At 68.8% G+C, this 19,538-nt stretch carries 14 protein-coding genes; 13 read left to right on the top strand and 1 reads right to left on the bottom strand.

What is annotated here, in order from left to right:
* Window positions 1–196 precede the first annotated feature (196 nt).
* From ACFWIW_RS22820 to ACFWIW_RS22850, 7 genes are read left to right on the top strand one after another with little or no spacing between them, the layout of a single operon-like run.
* Complete coding sequence (locus ACFWIW_RS22820) at window positions 197–1,930, top strand: amino acid adenylation domain-containing protein (RefSeq protein ID WP_378370272.1); 1,734 nt, start codon at window positions 197–199, stop codon at window positions 1,928–1,930.
* Window positions 1,927–3,708, top strand: coding sequence for an amino acid adenylation domain-containing protein (locus tag ACFWIW_RS22825; protein WP_378370273.1), 1,782 nt, complete (start codon window positions 1,927–1,929; stop codon window positions 3,706–3,708). The genes ACFWIW_RS22820 and ACFWIW_RS22825 overlap by 4 nt, the downstream gene beginning before the upstream one ends.
* 24 nt (window positions 3,709–3,732) lie before the next feature.
* Window positions 3,733–5,007, top strand: a complete 1,275-nt coding sequence (locus ACFWIW_RS22830; protein WP_378370274.1) for a cytochrome P450 — start codon at window positions 3,733–3,735, stop codon at window positions 5,005–5,007.
* A 3-nt stretch (window positions 5,008–5,010) separates the two neighbouring features.
* The gene (locus ACFWIW_RS22835) at window positions 5,011–5,802 is read left to right on the top strand and encodes a thioesterase II family protein (protein WP_378370275.1); all 792 of its coding nucleotides are present in this window, start codon (window positions 5,011–5,013) and stop codon (window positions 5,800–5,802) included.
* The gene (locus ACFWIW_RS22840) at window positions 5,799–7,013 is read left to right on the top strand and encodes a cytochrome P450 (protein WP_378370276.1); all 1,215 of its coding nucleotides are present in this window, start codon (window positions 5,799–5,801) and stop codon (window positions 7,011–7,013) included. Before ACFWIW_RS22835 ends, ACFWIW_RS22840 begins: the two co-directional genes overlap by 4 nt.
* Before the next feature lie 15 nt (window positions 7,014–7,028).
* Window positions 7,029–8,825 carry an amino acid adenylation domain-containing protein gene (locus tag ACFWIW_RS22845; protein WP_378370277.1) on the top strand — a complete coding sequence of 599 codons (1,797 nt, stop codon included), beginning with the start codon at window positions 7,029–7,031 and terminating at the stop codon, window positions 8,823–8,825.
* Entirely contained in the window at window positions 8,822–11,995 is a 3,174-nt protein-coding gene (locus tag ACFWIW_RS22850) for an amino acid adenylation domain-containing protein (RefSeq protein WP_378370278.1), read from the top strand. Before ACFWIW_RS22845 ends, ACFWIW_RS22850 begins: the two co-directional genes overlap by 4 nt.
* Before the next feature lie 46 nt (window positions 11,996–12,041).
* On the opposite strand, the gene ACFWIW_RS22855 is transcribed toward ACFWIW_RS22850, so the two are convergent.
* Window positions 12,042–12,221 (bottom strand): MbtH family protein, encoded by a 180-nt coding sequence (locus ACFWIW_RS22855; RefSeq protein WP_378370279.1) that lies wholly within the window; start codon window positions 12,219–12,221, stop codon window positions 12,042–12,044.
* A gap of 196 nt (window positions 12,222–12,417) precedes the next feature.
* Between ACFWIW_RS22855 and ACFWIW_RS22860 the strand changes: the two genes are divergently transcribed.
* From ACFWIW_RS22860 to ACFWIW_RS22885, 6 genes are read left to right on the top strand one after another with little or no spacing between them, the layout of a single operon-like run.
* Entirely contained in the window at window positions 12,418–13,890 is a 1,473-nt protein-coding gene (locus ACFWIW_RS22860) for a condensation domain-containing protein (RefSeq protein ID WP_378370280.1), read from the top strand.
* Between the two features lie 56 nt (window positions 13,891–13,946).
* Window positions 13,947–15,257: a lysine N(6)-hydroxylase/L-ornithine N(5)-oxygenase family protein gene (locus ACFWIW_RS22865; RefSeq protein ID WP_378370281.1), complete on the top strand. Its 1,311-nt coding sequence runs from the start codon at window positions 13,947–13,949 to the stop codon at window positions 15,255–15,257.
* An 11-nt stretch (window positions 15,258–15,268) separates the two neighbouring features.
* Window positions 15,269–15,919 (top strand): FMN-binding negative transcriptional regulator, encoded by a 651-nt coding sequence (locus ACFWIW_RS22870; protein WP_378370282.1) that lies wholly within the window; start codon window positions 15,269–15,271, stop codon window positions 15,917–15,919.
* Window positions 15,916–16,689 (top strand): thioesterase II family protein, encoded by a 774-nt coding sequence (locus ACFWIW_RS22875; RefSeq protein WP_378370283.1) that lies wholly within the window; start codon window positions 15,916–15,918, stop codon window positions 16,687–16,689. The genes ACFWIW_RS22870 and ACFWIW_RS22875 overlap by 4 nt, the downstream gene beginning before the upstream one ends.
* Window positions 16,690–16,695: 6 nt before the next feature.
* On the top strand, window positions 16,696–18,282 hold the full coding sequence (locus ACFWIW_RS22880; RefSeq protein ID WP_378370284.1) for a condensation domain-containing protein: 1,587 nt from the start codon (window positions 16,696–16,698) through the stop codon (window positions 18,280–18,282).
* Window positions 18,275–19,537, top strand: coding sequence for an ATP-grasp domain-containing protein (locus ACFWIW_RS22885; protein ID WP_378370285.1), 1,263 nt, complete (start codon window positions 18,275–18,277; stop codon window positions 19,535–19,537). Before ACFWIW_RS22880 ends, ACFWIW_RS22885 begins: the two co-directional genes overlap by 8 nt.
* The last annotated feature ends 1 nt before the right edge of the window (window position 19,538 follow it).

The following is a 19,538-nucleotide window of genomic DNA, read 5'->3' on the forward strand; positions in this document are numbered from 1 at the left end:
TGATTGGCTCGTTGTGACGGAGTAATTCTTCGGATATCCGGACTTATTTGCATAAGACCGTGGAACCGGGGCTTTTCACTATCGCGCTTGGGGGCGCCGTCGCCATGGGTGAGCCCTGCGAATTTCGTTCTAGGCCTTGGAGAGGCAATTGTTGCTTGCTCAGGTCCCCGGCGAACCCGGGTTGATTCCGAATACGGTGCGTGCGACGGCTCGGGTACAGCCGGACGCGGTGGCGATCACCGACGGCGCCGGCGTTTTGACCTACGCCGGGCTTCTGGCGGAAACCGATCGGCTCGCCGCGGCGATGCGGCGGGCGGGAGCCGGTCAGGGTGACATCGTGGCGTTGTGCGCCGCCCGTTCGATCGAGCAGGTGACGGCCATGCTCGCCGTGCTGGACCTCGGCGCCGTCGTCGCCCCCTTCGACGCACGGCAGGCACCGATGGCCGCGAGGGAGTCGGTCCGGCGGTTGCGTCCCGCTCTCGTCCTCGCCGATCGCGAGGGAAAATCGGTGTTTCCCGGCGCGGCCGCGTTGAACGATCCCACCGCCGTCCAGGCCGTCCCGGCCGAGACCGGTTCCCGCGCGAGCGGTTTGGCCTACGTCCTGCACACCTCCGGCTCGACCGGTCGGCCGAAAGCCGTCATGGTCCCCCACACCGCGCTGGCGAACCGGTGCGCCTGGGGGCAGACCGTGTACCCGGTGGGGCCCGGCGACACGATCGTCCATTCGGGATCACCGGCCTTCGACATCTCCGTCTGGTCGGCCCTCGCACCCTTGTCCTTCGGCGCCACCGTGCTGGTGGTGCCCGCCGAAGCCGACGGTGATCCAGGGGCGCTGGCCAAGCTGATGGACGAGCACGGTGCCACCGCCGTCCATTTCGTACCGTCGATGCTGAAGGAGTTCCTCGCGGAGACCGGCGGTGCGGGATTGGCGGGGTTGAAGTACCTCTTCGTCGGCGGTGAGCGGCTTTCGCCGGAGCTCGCGCGCGCGGCGGTGGCCGCGACCCCCGCCCGCGTTTTCAACCAGTACGGACCGACCGAATCCTGTATCGACATCTTCACCAGGGAACTGCGGCCCGGCGATCTGTCCGGGGGCCCGGTGCCCATCGGCGAAGGCATCAGCGGAATCCGCGCCCATGTGGTCGGGCCGGACGGGTCGCCGGCGGCCGACGGCGAGGAAGGCGAGCTGCTCGTCGGCGGTGCCTGCCTGGCCTGGGGCTACGGCGGAGCCCCCGCGGCGACGGCGTCGGCGTTCATCCCGGACGCCCTTTCCGGTATCCCCGGCGCGCGGTTGTACCGGACCGGCGATCTCGTCCGCCGCCGCGCGGACGGTGTCATGGATTTCGTCGGGCGCGTCGACCAGCAGGTCAAGATCCGCGGTGTCCGCGTCGAACCGTCCGATGTGGACCATGTGCTGGCAGCCCATCCCGCGGTCGCGGACGCCGCCGTCGTCGCCGTCCCCGCCGCGGACGGGCAGCTCGGCCTGGTGGCGCACATCGTGCCTGTTTCGGAGGTGCCGGACACCGAACTGCGTGCGTTCGTGGCGGACCGGCTGATCTCGGCGGCGGTGCCGGGCGCCTTCGTCACGCATACCGCGTTGCCGAGGTTGACCAGCGGCAAGATCGACCGTCGTGAGCTGGAGCGGCGCCTGCCGGAGATCCCCGTGGACTCGATCGCCGCACCGGAACCGCCGCGCACCGGCACCGAGCGCCGGATCGCGGAGATCTGGGGCGAATTGCTCAAGGCCGACGGGCTCGGCCGGACCGCCGACTTCCTCCGGCTGGGCGGCCAGTCACTGCTCGCCATGCGGATGATCGCGCGCGTACGCGACCGGTTCGGCGTCCGATTGCCCGTGCGGACGGTGTTCGCGGCGCCGACCGTCGCCGAATTCGCCGCGGTGCTGGACGAAGCCATCGGGGAGGAACAGGAATGAATCGCCAGGAAAAGGTTTCGGTGCACGAACTCTTCGCCGCTTGGGCGGCGAAGACCCCGGATGCCCCGGCGGTCGTTTTCGCGGGCGTCGAACTCACCTACGCGGAGCTGGACGCCCGGGCCAACCGCCTGGCGAACCGGCTGGCCGAAGGCGGGGTCGGACCGCAGACGCCGGTCGGGGTACTGCTGGACCGTTCCCCGGAACTGGTCATCGCGTTGCTCGCCGTCCTCAAGGCGGGCGGGCATTATCTGGCGCTGGAGCCGGGCGAGCCCGCCGAGCGCGCCGGCCTGCTGCTGCGTGACGCGGGCGCGAAGATCGTGCTCACCCAGCGGAACCTGGCCGCGGCAGTCGAACAGACCGCGACGACGTTGCTGCTCGACGCCGAACAGTTCACCGGGTTCCCCGACACCGCGCCACGGGTCGACGTCGGCGGAGACAACACGGCTTACATCGCCTACACCTCCGGCTCCACCGGCACGCCGAAGGGCGTCGCCGTCCCGCACCGCGCGGTGCCCCGGCTGGCGCGGCCGAACCATTTCCTCGAACTCGGCCCCGGCGACACGATGCTGCAACTGGCGCCGGTCGCGTTCGACGCGTCCACTTTGGAGCTTTGGGCGCCCTTGCTCTCCGGGGCGCGGCTGGCGATCTTCCCGCCCGGCGACGCCGACCCGGCGCGGATCAGGCAAGTGGTCGAGGACGAGCGCGTGACGGCACTGTGGCTGACGGCGGGACTGTTCCATCTCGTCGCCGAAACCGGTGACGGACGACTGCCCGCGAGCCTGCGGTATCTGCTCGCGGGTGGCGACGTGCTGTCGGTCGAGCGGGTCAACCGAGTGCTGGAGCGGTCGCCTGGGCTGACCGTGGTCAACGGCTACGGCCCGACCGAGAACACCACGTTCACCTGCTGCCAGGTGCTCACCGAGCCGGTGACGAGCCGGTCGGTACCGATCGGCGTCCCGATCTCGGGTACCGAGGTCCACCTGCTCGACGACGAACTCCGCCCGGTCCCGGACGGTACCGGCGGGGAGCTGTACGCGGGCGGAGAAGGCGTCGCGCACGGCTACGTCGGCCATCCCGCCCGTACCGCGGAGCGATTCTTGCCGGATCCCTTCAGCGGCAGGCCAGGCGCGCGGATGTATCGCACCGGTGATTTCGCCCGCAGAAGCGAAAGCGGGGAGCTGGAGTTCCTCGGCCGCGCCGACACGCAGGTGAAGATCCGTGGCTTCCGGGTGGAGCCCGGTGAGGCCGAGGCCGCGCTGCGACGGCACCGGCACGTCACGGACTGCGCGGTGGTGGCACAGGACCGTCCCGGGCTGGGGCGCGTGCTCGCCGGGTTCGTCGTCGGCGACCGGCCGATCACGATTCCCGAACTGCGCCGGGAACTCGCTGCTTCGCTGCCTTCGTATCTGGTGCCCGCCACACTCGTGCAGCTCGATTCACTGCCGCTCACCGCGAGCGGGAAGGTCGACCGTCCGGCGCTGGCGAACGCTCGGAGCAAGGAGCGTCCGGACTGCGACGCGGACTACCGGGCGCCGCGAACCGGGACGGAGCAGTGGCTGGCCCAGGTTTGGGCCGATCTCATGGAGCTCGACCGGGTGGGAATCGACGACGACTTCTTCGAGCTCGGCGGCCATTCGCTGCTGGCCACCCGGATCACCGGTGAGATCAGTGCCACGCACGACGTGCTCGTCACCGCGCGGGCGTTCTACGAGCACTCGACCGTCGCCGAGCTCGCCGCACTGATCGACGAGCCGCGCGGCGACCGCCGATCCCGCTGACAACGACGTTGAGGAGTCAAGACGATGAGGATCAGCGTGCCGGGCGCGGTCGCGGAGATCGACCTCGACTCGGTGGACCTGTTCGATCCGGAGCTTTACGGTTCGGGTGACCCGCACCCCATCTGGCAGGTGATGCGGGAACGGGCCCCCGTGCATCGCCAGGTGCTGCCGGACGGAAGGTCGTTCTGGTCGGTGACCAGGCACGGAGACGTCAACAAGGTGCTTCGCGACCATACGCGGTACACGTCGCGGCGCGGGACATTGCTGTCCATCCTTGGCACCGACGACCCCGCGGGCGGGCTGATGATGGCGGCGAGCGATCCGCCCACCCACACCGCACTGCACGAACCGTTGGCGAAGGCACTTTCCGCGCGGGCGCTGAGCCGCTGGGAACCGAGGATCCGCGAGGTGATCCGGAACCTGATGGCCCCGCTCGCCGACGGCGGGCCGTGGGACATCGGCGAGGCGGGGGCCGGATTCCCGATGGCCTTCACCGGCGCGCTGATGGGGCTGCCCGAACAGGACTGGCCGCGGCTCACCCGGCTGACCACGATGGCGATCGCACCGGAGGATCCGGAATTCCAAGAGGGCAGCGGAACACTGACGGCGGCGCATCACGAGCTTTTCGAGTACTTCGCCGATCACATCCGGAGCCAGGGGGACACACCCGACGACGACCTGGTCGGCTATCTGTCCACAATGGAGGCGGCGGGACGCCGGCTCCGGCAGGACGAGATCGTCTACAACTGCTACAGCCTGTTGCTTGGGGCGAATGTCACCACGCCGCACGCGGTCGCTTCCACCGTGCTCGCGCTGATCGAACACCCCGGCGAATATCGGCGGCTGCTCGCCGATCGCTCACTGCTGCCGACGGCGGTCGAAGAAGGGTTGCGGTGGGCGTCGCCGGCCAACCATTTCATGCGGTACGCCGTCGCGGACGTCGAACTCGGCGGTGTGCGTATCGGGCGCGGTGACGCGGTCGTCGCCTGGCTCGGCTCGGCCAACCGCGACGAGCGGGTGTTCACCGATCCGTACCGGTTCGACGTCGGTCGCAGCCCGAACCGGCATGTCGCCTTCGGTTTCGGCCCGCACTACTGCATCGGTGCGCCGCTGGCGCGTATCGCCCTGCGGTTGTTGTTCGACGAGATACTCCAGCACGTGGCCGAGTTCCGGCTCGCCGGACCGGTGGAGCACCTGAAATCCAACTTCGTCGCGGGTATCAAGCACATGCCCGTCACCGCCACGCTCCGGCCGGACGCGGCGGCTCTTCCGAGGCTTTCCGTCACAACCGCGAGGTGACTCATGACTTCCCCGGTCCGCCCACGGAAATGGCTGCTGCGAAAACCCGGCGATGACGCGCCGTCCCGGCTGTTCTGTTTCCCGTATTCCGGTCTCGGCGCCTCCATGTACAACCGCTGGCCCGACCGCGTCGGGCAGGCGGAAGTGTGCCGGATCCAGTTGCCCGGCAGAGAGAATCGCGTCCGCGAGGAGCACTACGGAACCTACGAGGCCCTGGCGGAGCGGCTCGTCGAGGCACTCGAACCCCATTTGGACCGCCCGTTCGGCTTCTTCGGCCACTGCGGTGGAGCGCTGCCCGCGTTCGCCACCGCGCTGGCGCTGAGCCGGGGCGGACTGCCCGCCCCGGACCGGCTTTTCCTTTCGTCGCAGGTGGCTCCGCACCACGGTCCGTACGGGAGGTATCTCTCGCTGTCCACCGCCGAGCTGGCCGTCGAACTCGAAGGGTTCGTGCGCGCGCTCGGCGGGGAGCCGAACGCGGACCTGATCGAGCTGGGGCTGACGGTGATGCGGTCCGACCTCGCGGCGAATCGCGCCTACCGGCTGGAGAAGCCGGTCGTGCTGCCGTCGTTCGTCCACGCCATCGGCTGGGGTGAGGACCGGGAGATCCGTCCCGGCCAGATGGGCGGCTGGGCCGAGTACGCGCGGCCCGGGAGGTACCGGCATGTCGTGTTCCCCGGCGGGCACCACACCTTCCTCCACGCGCCGGAGCCACTGATGACCGAACTCGCGACCGCCATGGACCAGGCGCTCGCTCCCGGCGCCAGGCCGATCGCATCCGAGAGGACGGGCCGATGACCGCCGCAGATCCTGGCGCGCCAGGGGCGCTCGCCGATCGAGGAGACCCGGATCCGTACCCGAACTACGCCTGGCTGAGGGAAAACGCGCCGGTGAGTGAGCTCTACCTGCCGCACCGAGACGGCACGACCTGGCTCGTTACCTCGTACGACCTCGCCCGCGCATGCCTCACCGATCGGCGGCTCAGCAACGACGATCGCAACGCCACCGGCGAAGCCGCACCGTTCGGTACCGGCCAGTGGGACCCCGCCCGGGGCCTGCTCGACCTCGACCGGCCCGAGCACAGCCGGCTGCGAGGGCTCGTCGTCGGCGCGTTCAGCGCGGGGGCCGTCGAGCGAATGCGCCCGATGATGACGCGTGTGGTCGAAGAGGCCATCGACGCCTTCGCCGGACAGGGGGCCTGTGACCTGGTCCCGGCGTTCTCCCTGCCGGTCCCCGTGGCGATCATCCACGAGATACTCGGCATTCCCGGGCATATTCGCGAGTCGCCGGCCCGATGTCTCGACCTGTTCTACAAGGCCGGGCTGACGGACCCGATCGACACGGCCGCGCTCGCCGATCTGCTCGGCTACGTCAAGCACCTCGCCGAATACAAGCGCGCCCATCCCGGCGACGACGTCTCCGGGCATCTGATCCGCGGTCTCGAAACAGGCGAGTTGCGCGACCACGACGAGCTGGCCGCGATGATCCTCTCCGTTCTCGGCGCCGGTCATCTGACCTCGGTGCAGTTCCTCGGGGCCGCGATCTTCCGGCTGCTGCAGCATCCCGCCCAGCTCGCGGCGATTCTCGAAGGCGAGTTCTCCTGGGCGGGCGCGATCAACGAGATCCTGCGCTACGACTCGCCGGTGCAGGCGACGGCGTACCGCCACGTCACCGAGGACATGGAACTCGGCGGCGTCAGCCTCGCCCGCGGCGACTCGATGCTGATCTCACTCGCGGCGGCGAACCGCGATCCGAGCCGGTTCGACGATCCCGACGAGTTCCGGGTCGATCGCCCCGTCCAGAGCAATCTGGGATTCGGGTACGGCGCGCACCTCTGCCTCGGCGCGCAGCTGGCGCGGCTGGAAGGCGAGATCGCGCTCGACATCCTCTTCCGCCGGCTCGACGGCCTCACCCTGTCGATCCCGTTCGACGAGGTCGTGTGGACCTACGGCCCCATGTTGCGCGGGCCACGGACGCTGCCGGTCGTCTTTTCCGGTACCACGACCTAGATCTGGAGACCTCCCATGCCGAAGGCAATGAATTCCACCGGCGCCGGGCGCACCGTGCTGGACGGTTTCGCCGAATGGGTCGAAAAGACGCCCGATCAGCCAGCGGTGGTCTCCGACGGCCGGTCACTCACCTACCGGGAGCTCGACCTCGAGTCGACCAGGCTCGCGCACGACCTGAGGGAACGAGGGGCAGGCCCGGAGACGGTGGTCGGCCTGTCGGTCCGCCGCGGCATCGAACTCGCGGTCGCGGTGCTGGGCGTGGTCAAGGCGGGCGGCGCCTACCTCCCGCTCGATCCCGACCATCCGGCCGACCGGGTCCGGTTGATGCTGACCGACGCCGCAGCGTCGCTGGTGGTCAGTGAGCGAGCCGTGTCCGGCGCCATGGGCGCCGACGGCTGGGGGCTGCCCGTGGTGCACCTCGACGCCGACCGAAGTGATTTCCCGGCGACGCCGCTGGACCCCGCCGGTCAGCCCGACGCGTTGCTGTACGTGATCTACACCTCGGGTTCCACCGGCAGGCCCAAGGGCATCGCCATGCAGGCCGGCCCGCAGATCACCCTGCTCGACTGGTGCCGTGACCAGTACGCCTCGCAGCCGAACGCCTTGCAGTACTTCCCGATCACCGCGGACGTGGCCTTCCTCGAACTGATGTCCACCTGGTGGCTCGGTGGCCGCGCCGTGATCGCGACCGAACTCGAACGCTACGACGTCGCGGCACTCGCCGACCTCATCGAGCGGCACGAGGTGGACAAGCTGCTGCTGCCCGTGGTCGCGCTCGACGAACTGGCCAAGCAGGTCGCGGACCGGCCGGAGAAGGTCGCGCGGTTGCGCGAGGTGATCACCACCGGCGACCGGCTCGTCGTCACCCCCGAGATCCGCGCGATGTGCGCGAGATTGCCCGAGGTGGTCCTCGACAACCACTATGGCTCCACCGAGGTGAACGTGGTGACCGCGCCCCGCCTCGCCGCGCCCGTCGAGGACTGGCCGGAACAGCCCCATATCGGGAAGCCGATGGCGGACTCCCGGATCTACGTGCTGGACGCGGGACTCAGGCCGGTACCCCGGAACGTGCCCGGCGACATCTACATCGGTGGCGGCCCGCTTTCCCGCGGCTACCTTGCTCGCCCCGGGCTCACCGCGGCGGCTTTCGTACCCGATCCGTTCAGCCCGGTCCCGGGCGCGCGCATGTACCGCATCGGGGATGTCGGACGGTGGCGCGCCGGTGGGGTGCTCGAGTACATGGGCCGCCGCGACTTCCAGATCAAGCTGCACGGATACCGGATCGAACCGGGCGAGATCGAATCGGTGCTCCGCGAGCGTGACGACATCGACAACGCCGTCGTCGTGGTGTCCGGCGGCGGGCAGGAGGCCATGCTGGTCGCCTACGTCGTGCCGACGGGGACGGCGCCGTCCTCGGCGACGCTAAGGCAGCACCTCGCCGAGGTGCTGCCGTCGTACATGGTTCCTCAGGCCGTGGTGCAGCTGGCCGAGTTCCCGTTGACGGACACCGGGAAGATCAACCGCGCCGCCCTGCCCGCCCCGGACGCGGCGGAGCCGATGTTCGTGGCACCGCGGGACGAGCTCGAACGAACGGTGGCCGGGATCTTCGCCACCGTGCTCGGCGTCGACAAGGTCGGGATCGACGACAGCTTCTTCCGGCTGGGCGGTCATTCGTTGCTGGTCACCCAGCTCGTGCACCGGCTGCGCGCGGCGTGCGGAGCGAACCTGTCCCTGCGCGCGGTCTTCGAACGGCCGACCGTGGCGGGCCTGGCGGGCGAACTGCGCCGCGACGCGGATGTGGCGGGCCGATGACCGGGGCGCCCGGAAAAGCCGTGGTGCGGCGGCCGCTGTCCTTCGGCCAGCAGAGGTTGTGGTTCCTCGATCAGCTGGCACCGGGGAAGACGGGCTACCTGACGCCGTGCAGCTACCTGCTGGAGGGGGCGGTCGACGCGACCGTGCTCGAGCGGGCCTTGCGGCACGTGGCCCGGCGCCACGAGGTGCTCAGGTCCACAGTGGACATCGAGCACGGTGAGCCGTGTGCGGTGCCAAGGCCGCCGGAGACCATCCGGTTGGATCGCTTTGATCTCAGCTCGCGTCCGGAGCCGGACGAAGAGGCCGGGCGAGTGGTGCGTGAGCTCCTCGCGGAGCCGTGCGACCTGCGGACGGGGCCGGTGCTGCGGGCCGCGCTCATCGACCTGGGCGGGCGGCGTTCGTTGTTCCACTTCCACGTCCACCACATCGCGTTCGACGGGCTGTCCCGTCCGCTCTTCGAGCGCGAACTTTCGGTGGCGTATCAGGCTTTCGCCGATGGGCTCGACGCACCCGATCCTCCGGTGCGCGGCTACGCGGAGCACGCCCGGTGGCAGCGGGAATCATTGCGGGGGAAGGAACTCGACCGTCTGCTCGGCTACTGGTGCGAGCAGCTCGGCGACGCGCCCCAGGTACTGGACTTCCCGCTCGACCGGCCGCGTCCCGCCGAATTCGACATCCGCGGCGACCAGATCGACCGGGTCGTCCCCGCCGACGTCACCGCGCGGTTGCGGCGATTCGCGGCCGCTCACCGAACCAGTCTGTTCAGCGTCACCCTGGCCGCGTACCAGATCTTGCTGGCCCGGTACTGCGGGACGGAACAGGTGGTCGTCGGCTCGGCGGTCGCGGGACGGGGCGAGACCGATTTCGAGGACACGATCGGCTTCTTCACCAACACCGTGGCGCTGCATGGCGATCTGCGTTCCGACCCGTCGTTCGCCGGCCACGTCTCACGGGTGCACGACGATGTACTGGACGCGCTCGACCATCAGGACGTCCCGTTCGAGAGGCTGATCGAGAGCCTCGGAGCCGAGCGGCGGGTGGATCGCGCGCCACTGGTACAGCATTGGTTCGATCTCGGTGACGGACTGCTGCTCGACAAGGCGTTGGACCTGCCCGGCATCGGGGTCACCGCTGTCGAGTACCCGGAAACGACGACCCGTTTCGACACCGAAATGCACCTGGTGGCGGACGAAGCCGCGCTGACCGTCCGGCTGGTCTACGCCCGTGGCCTGTTCGAACCGCGGGCGATGCGGCGGTTCGCCGATCATTTCGTGCGTTTGCTCGGCGAGGTGACACTCCGCCCCGACGCTCGGGTTTCGGAGTCGGCCCTGCCTGCCGAGGCGGAGCGCCGTGAGCTACTGGCACTCGGCGCCGGTCCGGATGCCGGGCTTCGTGATCCGGTCACGGTGGGGCGGAGGTTCGACGAGGTGGTGACCGCTTCGCCGGAGGCGGTCGCCGTTTCGTCCGATGTGGACAGTCTCACCTATCGCGAACTGGACGACCGGTCGGACTCGCTGGCGGCTCGTCTCCGTGCCGAAGGCGTCGGTCCGGAAAAGGTGGTCGGGATCTGCCTGCCGCGCGGCATCGATCTGATCGTCGCGATGCTCGCGACCGTCAAGGCGGGCGGCGGATATCTCCCCATCGACCCGGGGTTGCCAGCCGAGCGGATCGCCTATCTCGTCCAGGACTCGCGCGCGGTGCTGGTCGTCGCCGACGAGACGTCCCGGTCCCGGCTTCCGGCGATGGACAGCCCGATACTCCGGGTGGACGGCCCGCCACCCGCGTCGCCGGTCACCGGGGCACGCCCGGCCGAACCGGACGATCTGCTCTACGTCGTCTACACCTCGGGCTCCACCGGACGGCCCAAGGGGGTCGCGGTCACCCATCGGTCGTTCGACAACCTGCTCGGCTGGCATCTCACCCGCTACCCGGGAGGGCCGGGGACGGTGGTGGCGCAGACCGCGGGCAGCTCGTTCGACGCCGCGGGCTGGGAGATCTGGCCCGCGCTGCTTTCCGGGGCACGGCTGGATATTTGCTCCGACACCTTGGTCCGTTCGCCGGAGGAGCTGGCCGAGCACTTCGAAGCGGCGGGCACGACGACGGCCTTCGTGCCGACGGCGCTGGCGGAGCGGCTGATCAGGCAGCCGCTGGACACGGCGAGCGGGCTGCGGCGACTGCTCACCGGAGGTGACCTGTTCCGCCCCCGCGCCCAAGACGACCCCCGCGTCCCGATCGTCAACCACTACGGCCCGACCGAGAACACCGTGGTGGCAACGGCGAGCGGAGAGCTGCGCGCGCCTTGGCTGGACAATTCGATCGGCCGTCCCATCGACGGCGTGCGCGCGTACGTCGTCGACGCGTCCCTGAACCTGGTCCCGCGTGGCGCCCCCGGCGAGCTGTATCTCGGTGGCGAGAGTGTGACCAGGGGATATCTGCATCGCGGCGGGCTCACCGCCGAGCGTTTCGTGCCCGATCCGTTCATCGGGACGCCGGGCGCGCGGATGTACCGCACGGGAGACCTCGTGCGCTGGCGGGAAGACGACGCACTGGAGTTCCGTGGCCGGGCCGACTCGCAGGTGAAGCTGAGCGGCTACCGTATCGAGCCGGGTGAGGTCGAGTCGGCGTTGCTGCGCTGCGACGGGGTGAGCGAAGCCGCGGTCACGGTGACCACGGACGGATCTCCGATCCTCGCCGCCTATGTCGTACCGGACCGGGAAGGGCGGCCTCCGTCGCCCGCCGCGCTGCGTGCCCGGCTCCGCCGGGAGCTGCCCGCCTACATGATGCCGTCGGCCTTCGTGTTCCTGCCGCGTTTGCCGTTGACCGTCAACGGGAAGATCGACCAGAAGAGACTTCCGCCGGTCTCCGCGGCGGTGCCGGAGGTCGTCGCGCCACGCACGCCGGTCGAAGAGATCGTGCACCGGCTCTGGACCGAGGTGCTGCCCGGCGGCGAAATCGGTGTCGAGTCGGATTTCTTCGCGGTGGGCGGGACGTCGATGGCCGCGAGCAGGCTCGTGGCCCGAATCCGTGAACGGTTCCGGATCGAGTTCGAAGTGCGCGCGGTATTCGATCTGCGGACGGTCGCCGAACAAGGTGTGGAAATCGAGAAGAGGATAGCCGACGAGATCTCACGGATGACGCCGGAGGAAATAGCGCGCGCACTGGGAGAATAAGGAGAAGGCCGCGCCGTGTACTCGGCGCGGCCATCGTCCGGCCGAATCAACCCGGCGCGTCGGTCAGTTTCCTGCGCACGCTCAGCGGAGTGATGTCGGTCCACGTCCTTTCGATGTGGTTCAGGCATTCCTCCTTTGTTCCCGACACGCCGTCTTCCTTCCAGCCAAGCGGAAGGGAGCGATCCGCCGGCCAGATCGAATATTGTTCTTCGTCGTTGACGACCACTCGGTATTCGCGGACGTCCGCTGGTGAAGTCACGTTCGAAACACCTCCATTTCCGGATGGTAGTACAGGGTGCCGGGTGAGTCGATTGTTCTGTCCGAACCGCTTGAGCGGGTCCGCGGAGTTGGAGTACTGTCGAGGAGGCGGAGCGGTTTCGTGCCTCCTTTCCTGTTTCCGGGCAACCAGTGAGGAACCGATTTTGACGGCCGATTTGACGGCGCAGGGCCGCGAGCTACTGCTGAAGCGGCTGGCCGGCGGGAAGAACAGCGAATCCCGAAGTGAAACCCCGACCCGGCTTCGTTCATCGCGGATTCCACTGTCCGCGGCTCAGCGCAGGCTGTGGTTCATCCACGAGCTGACCCAGGGCGGGCCCGCGTACAACGTGCCCGCCGCGTACCGGTTGCGCGGCGCGCTGGATGTCCCCGCCCTCGAAAGCGCCGTGGCGCTGGTCGTTCGGCGGCACGAGATCCTGCGGACCACCTTCCGGGCCGAGAACGGCGAGCCTTACCAGGTGATCGGTGAGCCGGACGTCGATGTCGTCGTGCACGATCTGTCCGGGGCCGACGATCCGGTCGCCGAAGCGGCCGGGCTGGCCACGGCGGCCGCGGGAACCCGTTTCCGGCTGGCGGACGGACCACTGCTCGACGTTTGGCTCGCCCGCCTTGGCGCCGAGGACCACGTGCTGGGGATCGTGGCGCACCACATCCTGCTCGATCGCGAGTCACTCGAAGTGCTCTGCGCCGAGATTTCGTCCGCCTACCGGAGTTTCCGTGAGGGGACCGAGCCGAAGTTGCCGGCGTTGGCCGCACAGTACGCGGATTTCGCCGAATGGCAGTGCGCGCAGATGGGTGAGGCCGGTTTCGAGCGGCACTCGGATTACTGGCGGGAGACGCTGCGCGGCGTCCCGCCGGTGCTGGAAGTGCCCGCCGACCATCCTCGGCCGGCCACCCCGACCCATCGGGCAGGGGAGGCCGAGGTGCGGATTCCACAGGGGACGGCCAAAGCGCTCCGTGCGCTCGCCGTCGAGCGCAAGGCGACGCTGTTCATGACCTGCCTCGCCGCGTTCCAGGGACTGCTCGCCCGCTACACGGCGGCCACCTCGGTCACCGTCGGCTGTCCGTTCAACGGCCGGGGCCGGGTGGCCTACGAGGGGGTGATCGGCTTCTTCACCAACACGCTTCCGATCGTCGCGCATGTCGGTGGGGACCCGTCCGGCCACGCGCTCGTCGATCAGGCGAGGGAGGCGATGCTCGCGGCGCACGCACACCAGGACTTTCCCTTCGATCGCATCGTGGCGGAAATCGACCCGCCGCGGGACCTCGGCCGTAACCCGCTGGTCCAGGTCTGGTTCGACCTCGCGTCGGGCCAAGGCGCGCCCGCCGGGGGACTCGGCTTCCCCGGCGTCTCCACCGAGTTCTTCGGCGAGGGGGCCTTGAGGACCCGGTTCGACATGGAGCTGCATTTGAGTGAAGCGCCGGACGGGACCGTACAGGGGAGGCTGCTGTACGCCCTCGACCTGTTCGACGGCGAGACCGCGGAAACCTTCGTCGAACACTACGAAAGGTTCCTCGCCGCCTTCGCGGCAGAGCCGGAACGGCGTCTGTCGCAAGTGGATTTCTTCTCGGCGGACCAGTTGCACACGCTGGTCGAACGGTGGGGGACGGGCACATAGCGAAGCGGCGGATGTCCCGCCGGCGAGACAGCGGTTGAACGGCAATGGGGGTGGATGTGCCTGAGGTAGGACCAATCGAGGGCGGCTACGATCTGATCGGAGTCGGGTTCGGCCCGGCGAATCTCGCGCTCGCGGTCGCCGTCGACGAACACGCCGAGGACCACGGGGGCCACCGTCTGCGGACGGCTTTCATCGAGCGCAAAGAGCGCTTCGCCTGGCACCCGGGCATGCTTCTCAAGGAAGCCACCATGCAGGTGAGCTTCCTCAAGGATCTGGCGACGCTGCGCAAGCCACGCAGCGCATATGGCTTCCTGTCCTATCTCCATGAAAAGGGCAGACTGGTGGATTTCGTCAACCGCAAGGGCTTCTTCCCGTCCAGGGTCGAGTTCCACGACTATCTCGAATGGGCGGCCGCCCGGTTCGAGGACGTGGTGCGCTACGGGATGGAGGTCAGGTCCGCGACCCCGGTACTGGAGGGGCAGGACGTCGTCGCCTTCGACGTGGTCGCGTGCGACATCGCCACCGGTCGCACGTCGGTGCTGCGGACGAAGAATCTCGTCGTGGCCTCCGGTCTGGTGCCGAAGCTGCCCGCCGGTGTCGAGCGTTCGGCGCGGATCTGGCACAGCTCACAACTGCTGGATCGGCTGGGTGAACGAAGCGGCGGCGACGTCAAGAGCTTCGCGGTCATCGGTGCGGGACAGAGCGCGGCCGAGGTCACCGCGCATCTGCACGATCGTTTTCCGGACGCCGACGTCTACGCCGTCCTGTCCCGGTACGGGTACAGCCCCGCGGACGATTCGCCGTTCGCGAATCGCGTGTTCGACCCGGCCGCCGTCGATCACTTCTTCGGCGCTCCGCCCGCGGTCAAGGAGAAGTTCTACCGGGACCACGCCAATACCAACTATTCCGTGGTCGACCTCGAGCTGATCGACGAGCTGTACCGGCGGGTCTATCAAGAGTCCGTCCGCGGCGAACGGCGGTTGCGGATCCTGAACATGAGCCAGTTCACCGACCTCGCCGAGGACGACGACGGGGTCGGGCTGCGCGTGGAGTTCCTGCCGGACGGCCGGCACTCCGACCTCCGGGTCGATGTCGTCGTTTTCGCCACCGGATACACGCCGATGGATCCCGTCGCGGCGATCGGCCCGGTGGCGGAGCTCTGCAAGCGGTCGAGCAGCGGCCTGTTGCGGGTCGGCCGCGATTACCGGGTGGAGACGGCGGACGGCGTGTCCGCGGGGATCTACCTGCAGGGCGGCACCGAGCACACCCACGGGATCACCGCCTCGCTGCTGTCGAACGTCTCCGTGCGGGCATGGGACATCGTCGAGTCGATCTCCGCGCGCGACCAAATGTCCACAGCAGACTAGGAGTCCGATCCGTGTTCGTGCCGAAGATCTATCAGGCCCGCCACCGGGAATGGTCTGTCGAGGTGGTCCGGAATCATCCGCTGGCCACCCTGATCGGCAACGGGCCGGACGGCCTGCTGGCCACCCACCTTCCGGCGATCGCGGTGCCGGAGACGCTGGCGGGCGGCATGGGTGACACCGGCTTGGTCGGAGTCACCTTCCTCGGCCATCTCAACCGCGCCAATCCGCACTGGCGCGCGATCCGCGAGGGTGGCGAGGCGTTGCTGGTGTTCCAAGGACCGAACGGCTACATCTCCCCGGCCGTCTACAAAACCGTTCCGGCCGCGCCGACCTGGAACTTCGTCTCCGTCCACGCGCACGGTGAAATCGGCCCGATCGAATCCCGCGACGAGACGCTCGAAGTCGTCAAAGCGACCGTACGGGCATTCGAACGCGACCACGGCACCAGCTGGGACATGACCGGATCACTGTCGTACTTCGAGAAGATCGTCCCCGCGGTCGGCGCGTTCCGATTCGTCGTGACCGCGGCCGAAGGGATGTTCAAGCTGAGCCAGGAAAAGAAGCCCGGGGTGCGGGCCATGGTTGCGGACGCGTTCGCGGGCAGCGATCTGCCGGAGCGACGGCGGGTCGCCGACATCATGCGGCGCTGGGTGGGCCGGTGACGAAACGTTTTCTGCCGTACTGGGGAGATCGGTGGGCGGGTGCCGAGTCCACCATGTTCTGCCTGCCGCATTTGGGCGGCGGGGCGTCCGCGTTCTACGAGTGGACGAAGGAGCGGGGTTCACCGGCGGTACAGCCGGTGCAACTGCCCGGCCGGGAGGACCTGTTCCACCTGCCGCTGGTGGACGACATGAACCAGCTGGTGGAACGGCTGGGTGTGGAGATCGGTGAGGCGGCGCGGCGGCCGTTCGTGTTGTTCGGGCACAGCATGGGCGCGGCGATCGCCGCGGAACTGACCGCCTGGCTGCATCGCACCGGGGCGGTCCTGCCGGAACTGCTGGTGGTGTCGGCGGCGGCGCCCGTGCCCGCGATAACCGAGCGGGAACGCCGCCGGGGCAGCGTCGGGACCCTCGCCGATGAAGAGATCATCGCCGAAATAATGGCGATGGGCGGTACCAGCGAGGAGATTCTCGGCGACGGCGAACTGCGTGAACTGGTACTCGAAGTCGTGCGCAGCGACTTGCGCATGATGGAGAACTACCGGCCGACCTTCGCGAAACTGCCGGTTCCGCTGCTGGTGCTCGGCGGTGCGGCGGACGACACGGTGACGACGCGGGAGTTGTCGCTGTGGCGTGAACACACCGACCTTGGCTGGCGAGCCCACACATTGCCGGGTGGCCATTTCTATCTGAGGGAACAGATCAAGGAAGTGCTGGCGCTCGTGGCCGGGGCGCTGAGCGGGCTACCGCAGGCCGTTTCCTCGGAGAGGTGAAGCCGAATGGACGAATCGATCACGGTCGCGGGTATCGCGGACGGGTGGACGGACGAGACGTTGGCGAGCGTGCTGCTCACGATCATCCGCGAGGAGCTCGGTTCCGGCCGGATCGGGCCGGATGACGACTTCTACGAGATGGGTGGCGATTCGCTCATCGCCGTCCGCGTCATCTCCCGTGCCAACGGGCTCGGCATCCCGGTGCGGCTGATCGACCTGCTGAGTTATCCGTCGGTGACGGAGCTGGTGCCGAACCTGCCCATGGAGCCGGACGAGGTTCCGACGTCCGGTGGCGAAGGGATCGGCGAGCCAGGACGTCGGGGTGCCGTCCGCGCCGCGTCGGCGTTGCAGATCGGTCTCATCTACCAGTGCGAGATGTCCGACGACCCCGGTCTCTACAACGATCTGATCGGCATGCGGGTGCAGGTGCCGTTCGACGAGACGGTCTTCCGGGCGGCGCTGGCGGAATTGGTCGAACGGCATTCCGCCCTGCGAAGCTCGTTCGACCTCGCGGGATACGAAGAGGCGGTGCAGCTGATCTCGGCCGAGGTGGAACTTCCGCTGGAAGTCGACCGGATCACCTCGGGCGACGGCGCCGACGCGGTGGCCGCGTGGCGGACACGGCAACTCGCCGAGGCCTTCGACTGGTCGCGGGCTCCGCTGTTCCGTTGCCATGTGGCCGCGGTGGCGGATTCCTTCCAGCTGACCGTCGCGATCCACCACGCGGTGATGGACGGCTGGAGTTTCGCGACGATCCTCGTCGACCTTCTCACCTTCTACGATGCGGGGCTGAGAGGGATCGAGGCCGGACTGCCGCCGGTGCCGTCACACGGTATGGCGATATTCGAGGCGGCGGAACTCGAGGCCGTCGGCTCGGCCGAGGCGGCCGCGTTCTGGCGGTCGCAGGCCGACGCGGCGCCGTTGCTGGCGGACCGCGCCCGCTTCGCCGCGCCCGCCGACGCGTCGAGCCGTCGGGAGTTGCTGTTCTCCGCGGAGCTCTTCGCCGACCTGAGAAAGGCCGCCGCGGTGGCGAAGGTCCCGGTGAAAAGCCTGCTGCTCGCGGTCCATTGCTGGGCGCTCGCCCGGTGGTCCGGACGCTCCGGCGACATCGTGACCGGTGTCGTCGTCAACGGCCGTCCCGAGATCGAAGGCTCGGATCTGCTCGTCGGGCTGTTCCTGAACACCGTGCCGATCAGGTTGGCGTCGGCCGAGGGCAGTTGGACCGATCTCGCCGCCGCCATGCACGCGACCGAACTCGAAGGCCTGGCTCACCGGCGGTATCCGCTGGCGCGGATCGAAGAGGATCTGGGCAGGCGCAGTTTCGACGTCGCGTTCAACTTCACCGATTTCCACGTCTACCGCCGGGTCGAACAGCTGGGTATCAAGGTCGATGGCTGGTGGGCGGTGGACAAGGCGAGCCACCCGGTCTCGTGCGACTACACGGTCGACTTTCCCGGTTTCGGCACCGGACTCGTCGTCACCTTCGACGAATCCCTGGTTTCCGGGGACCGTGTCGAGGAGTTCATCGCGATCGTTCGCGGAGGGCTGCGGGCGGCGGCGGCCGATGTGACCCGAGAGGTGGCCGGTGGCTGATCGGCGTCCGATCGCGGTCGCCTACGACCAAGGGGCCGTCTCTCCCGCCGAGATCGCGGTCGGGCTGGCGCCGCTCGGCCCGGTCGTGTTCCTCCTCCCGCGATCCGATCACGTCGACCGGCTCAAGCCGGTGCTGGCCAGGCTCGGGGAAGTCGTTCTGCTCGGCGGGAAAGACGATGTCGCTCGGCTCCGCGCGCTACGCCCGAAAGCGGTGCTCACCTTTTCCGAGAACCTGATGCGCGAGACCGCGGCGCTGGCCGAGGGGCTCGGTCTCCCCGGCCACACCGAGGAGACCGCGGTCCTCCTCACGGACAAGTACCGCCAGCGTGAACGCCTCCGTGCGGCGGGGGTGGATCCGGTGCGGAGCGGCTTCGTGCCGGGACCCGGGGACGGGCACGGTGTGCTGCGCGAGGTCGGGCTTCCCGCCGTCGTGAAGCCGGCGCAGGGACAAGGGAGCGGGTCCACCTTCCTGGTGACCGACGAGGAGGTCGGCACGAAACTGATCGAAGAACTCCGTGACGTGAGCGGTGGTCTCGTCGTGGAAGAGTTCCTGACCGGCCGCCCCAGCCTTCCTCATGGCGACTACGTCTCGGTCGAGACCGCGTCCCGCGACGGCGACGTGCTGCCCATCGCGGTGACCGGGAAGCACCCGTTGTGGCCTCCGTTCCGTGAAGTAGGCCAGTTCTGGCCCGTCGCCCTGGAGGAGAACGAAGGCGCCGAGGTGATCGCGCTGGCGGTCGCGGCCGTCCGCGCGCTCGGTGTGCGCACCGGCATCTGCCATACGGAGATCAAACTGACCGTGGACGGCCCCCGCATCATCGAGGTCAACGGCAGGCTCGGCGGGCACCTGAACGAACTGGCGCGCCGCTCCTGCGGTGTCGACCTCGTCCGCACCGCGGGTCTCCTCGCGACGGGCCAACCGCCGCCCCACGGGTATCTGCGGCCGGACACGGTCCATTTCCAGTTCAACGCGCAGGCACCGACCGTCGCGTGCACGCTGCACGCCGTCGATGGCGTCGATCGCGTCCGTGACGTACCGGGGATCGCCGGATACCGCCCTTACGTCCGTCCTGGCGCCGCCTTGCCGGGCGGTGTGAAGACCACCAGTCTCGATCTGCTCACCGGGAGCGCTCCGGACCACGCCGCCATGGTCGGCATCCTGGACGAGGCGCTGTCGCGGATCAGCTATACGTTCGAAGCCGACGGCACCTTCTGGTCGAGTACGCCCACGCTTTCTGGCGTCGGGTGGTCGTGAG

This window comes from Amycolatopsis sp. NPDC058340, assembly GCF_042723975.1.
Classification (GTDB): Bacteria; Actinomycetota; Actinomycetes; order Mycobacteriales; family Pseudonocardiaceae; genus Amycolatopsis.

What these genes read in the sequence shown, in the direction of transcription:
- ACFWIW_RS22825 (WP_378370273.1), top strand. Translation starts at nt 1,927, where the DNA reads ATGAATCGCCAGGAAAAGGTTTCGGTGCACGAACTCTTCGCCGCTTGG.
- ACFWIW_RS22830 (WP_378370274.1), top strand. Translation starts at nt 3,733, where the DNA reads ATGAGGATCAGCGTGCCGGGCGCGGTCGCGGAGATCGACCTCGACTCG.
- ACFWIW_RS22835 (WP_378370275.1), top strand. Translation starts at nt 5,011, where the DNA reads ATGACTTCCCCGGTCCGCCCACGGAAATGGCTGCTGCGAAAACCCGGC.
- ACFWIW_RS22840 (WP_378370276.1), top strand. Translation starts at nt 5,799, where the DNA reads ATGACCGCCGCAGATCCTGGCGCGCCAGGGGCGCTCGCCGATCGAGGA.
- ACFWIW_RS22845 (WP_378370277.1), top strand. Translation starts at nt 7,029, where the DNA reads ATGCCGAAGGCAATGAATTCCACCGGCGCCGGGCGCACCGTGCTGGAC.
- ACFWIW_RS22850 (WP_378370278.1), top strand. Translation starts at nt 8,822, where the DNA reads ATGACCGGGGCGCCCGGAAAAGCCGTGGTGCGGCGGCCGCTGTCCTTC.
- ACFWIW_RS22880 (WP_378370284.1), top strand. Translation starts at nt 16,696, where the DNA reads ATGGACGAATCGATCACGGTCGCGGGTATCGCGGACGGGTGGACGGAC.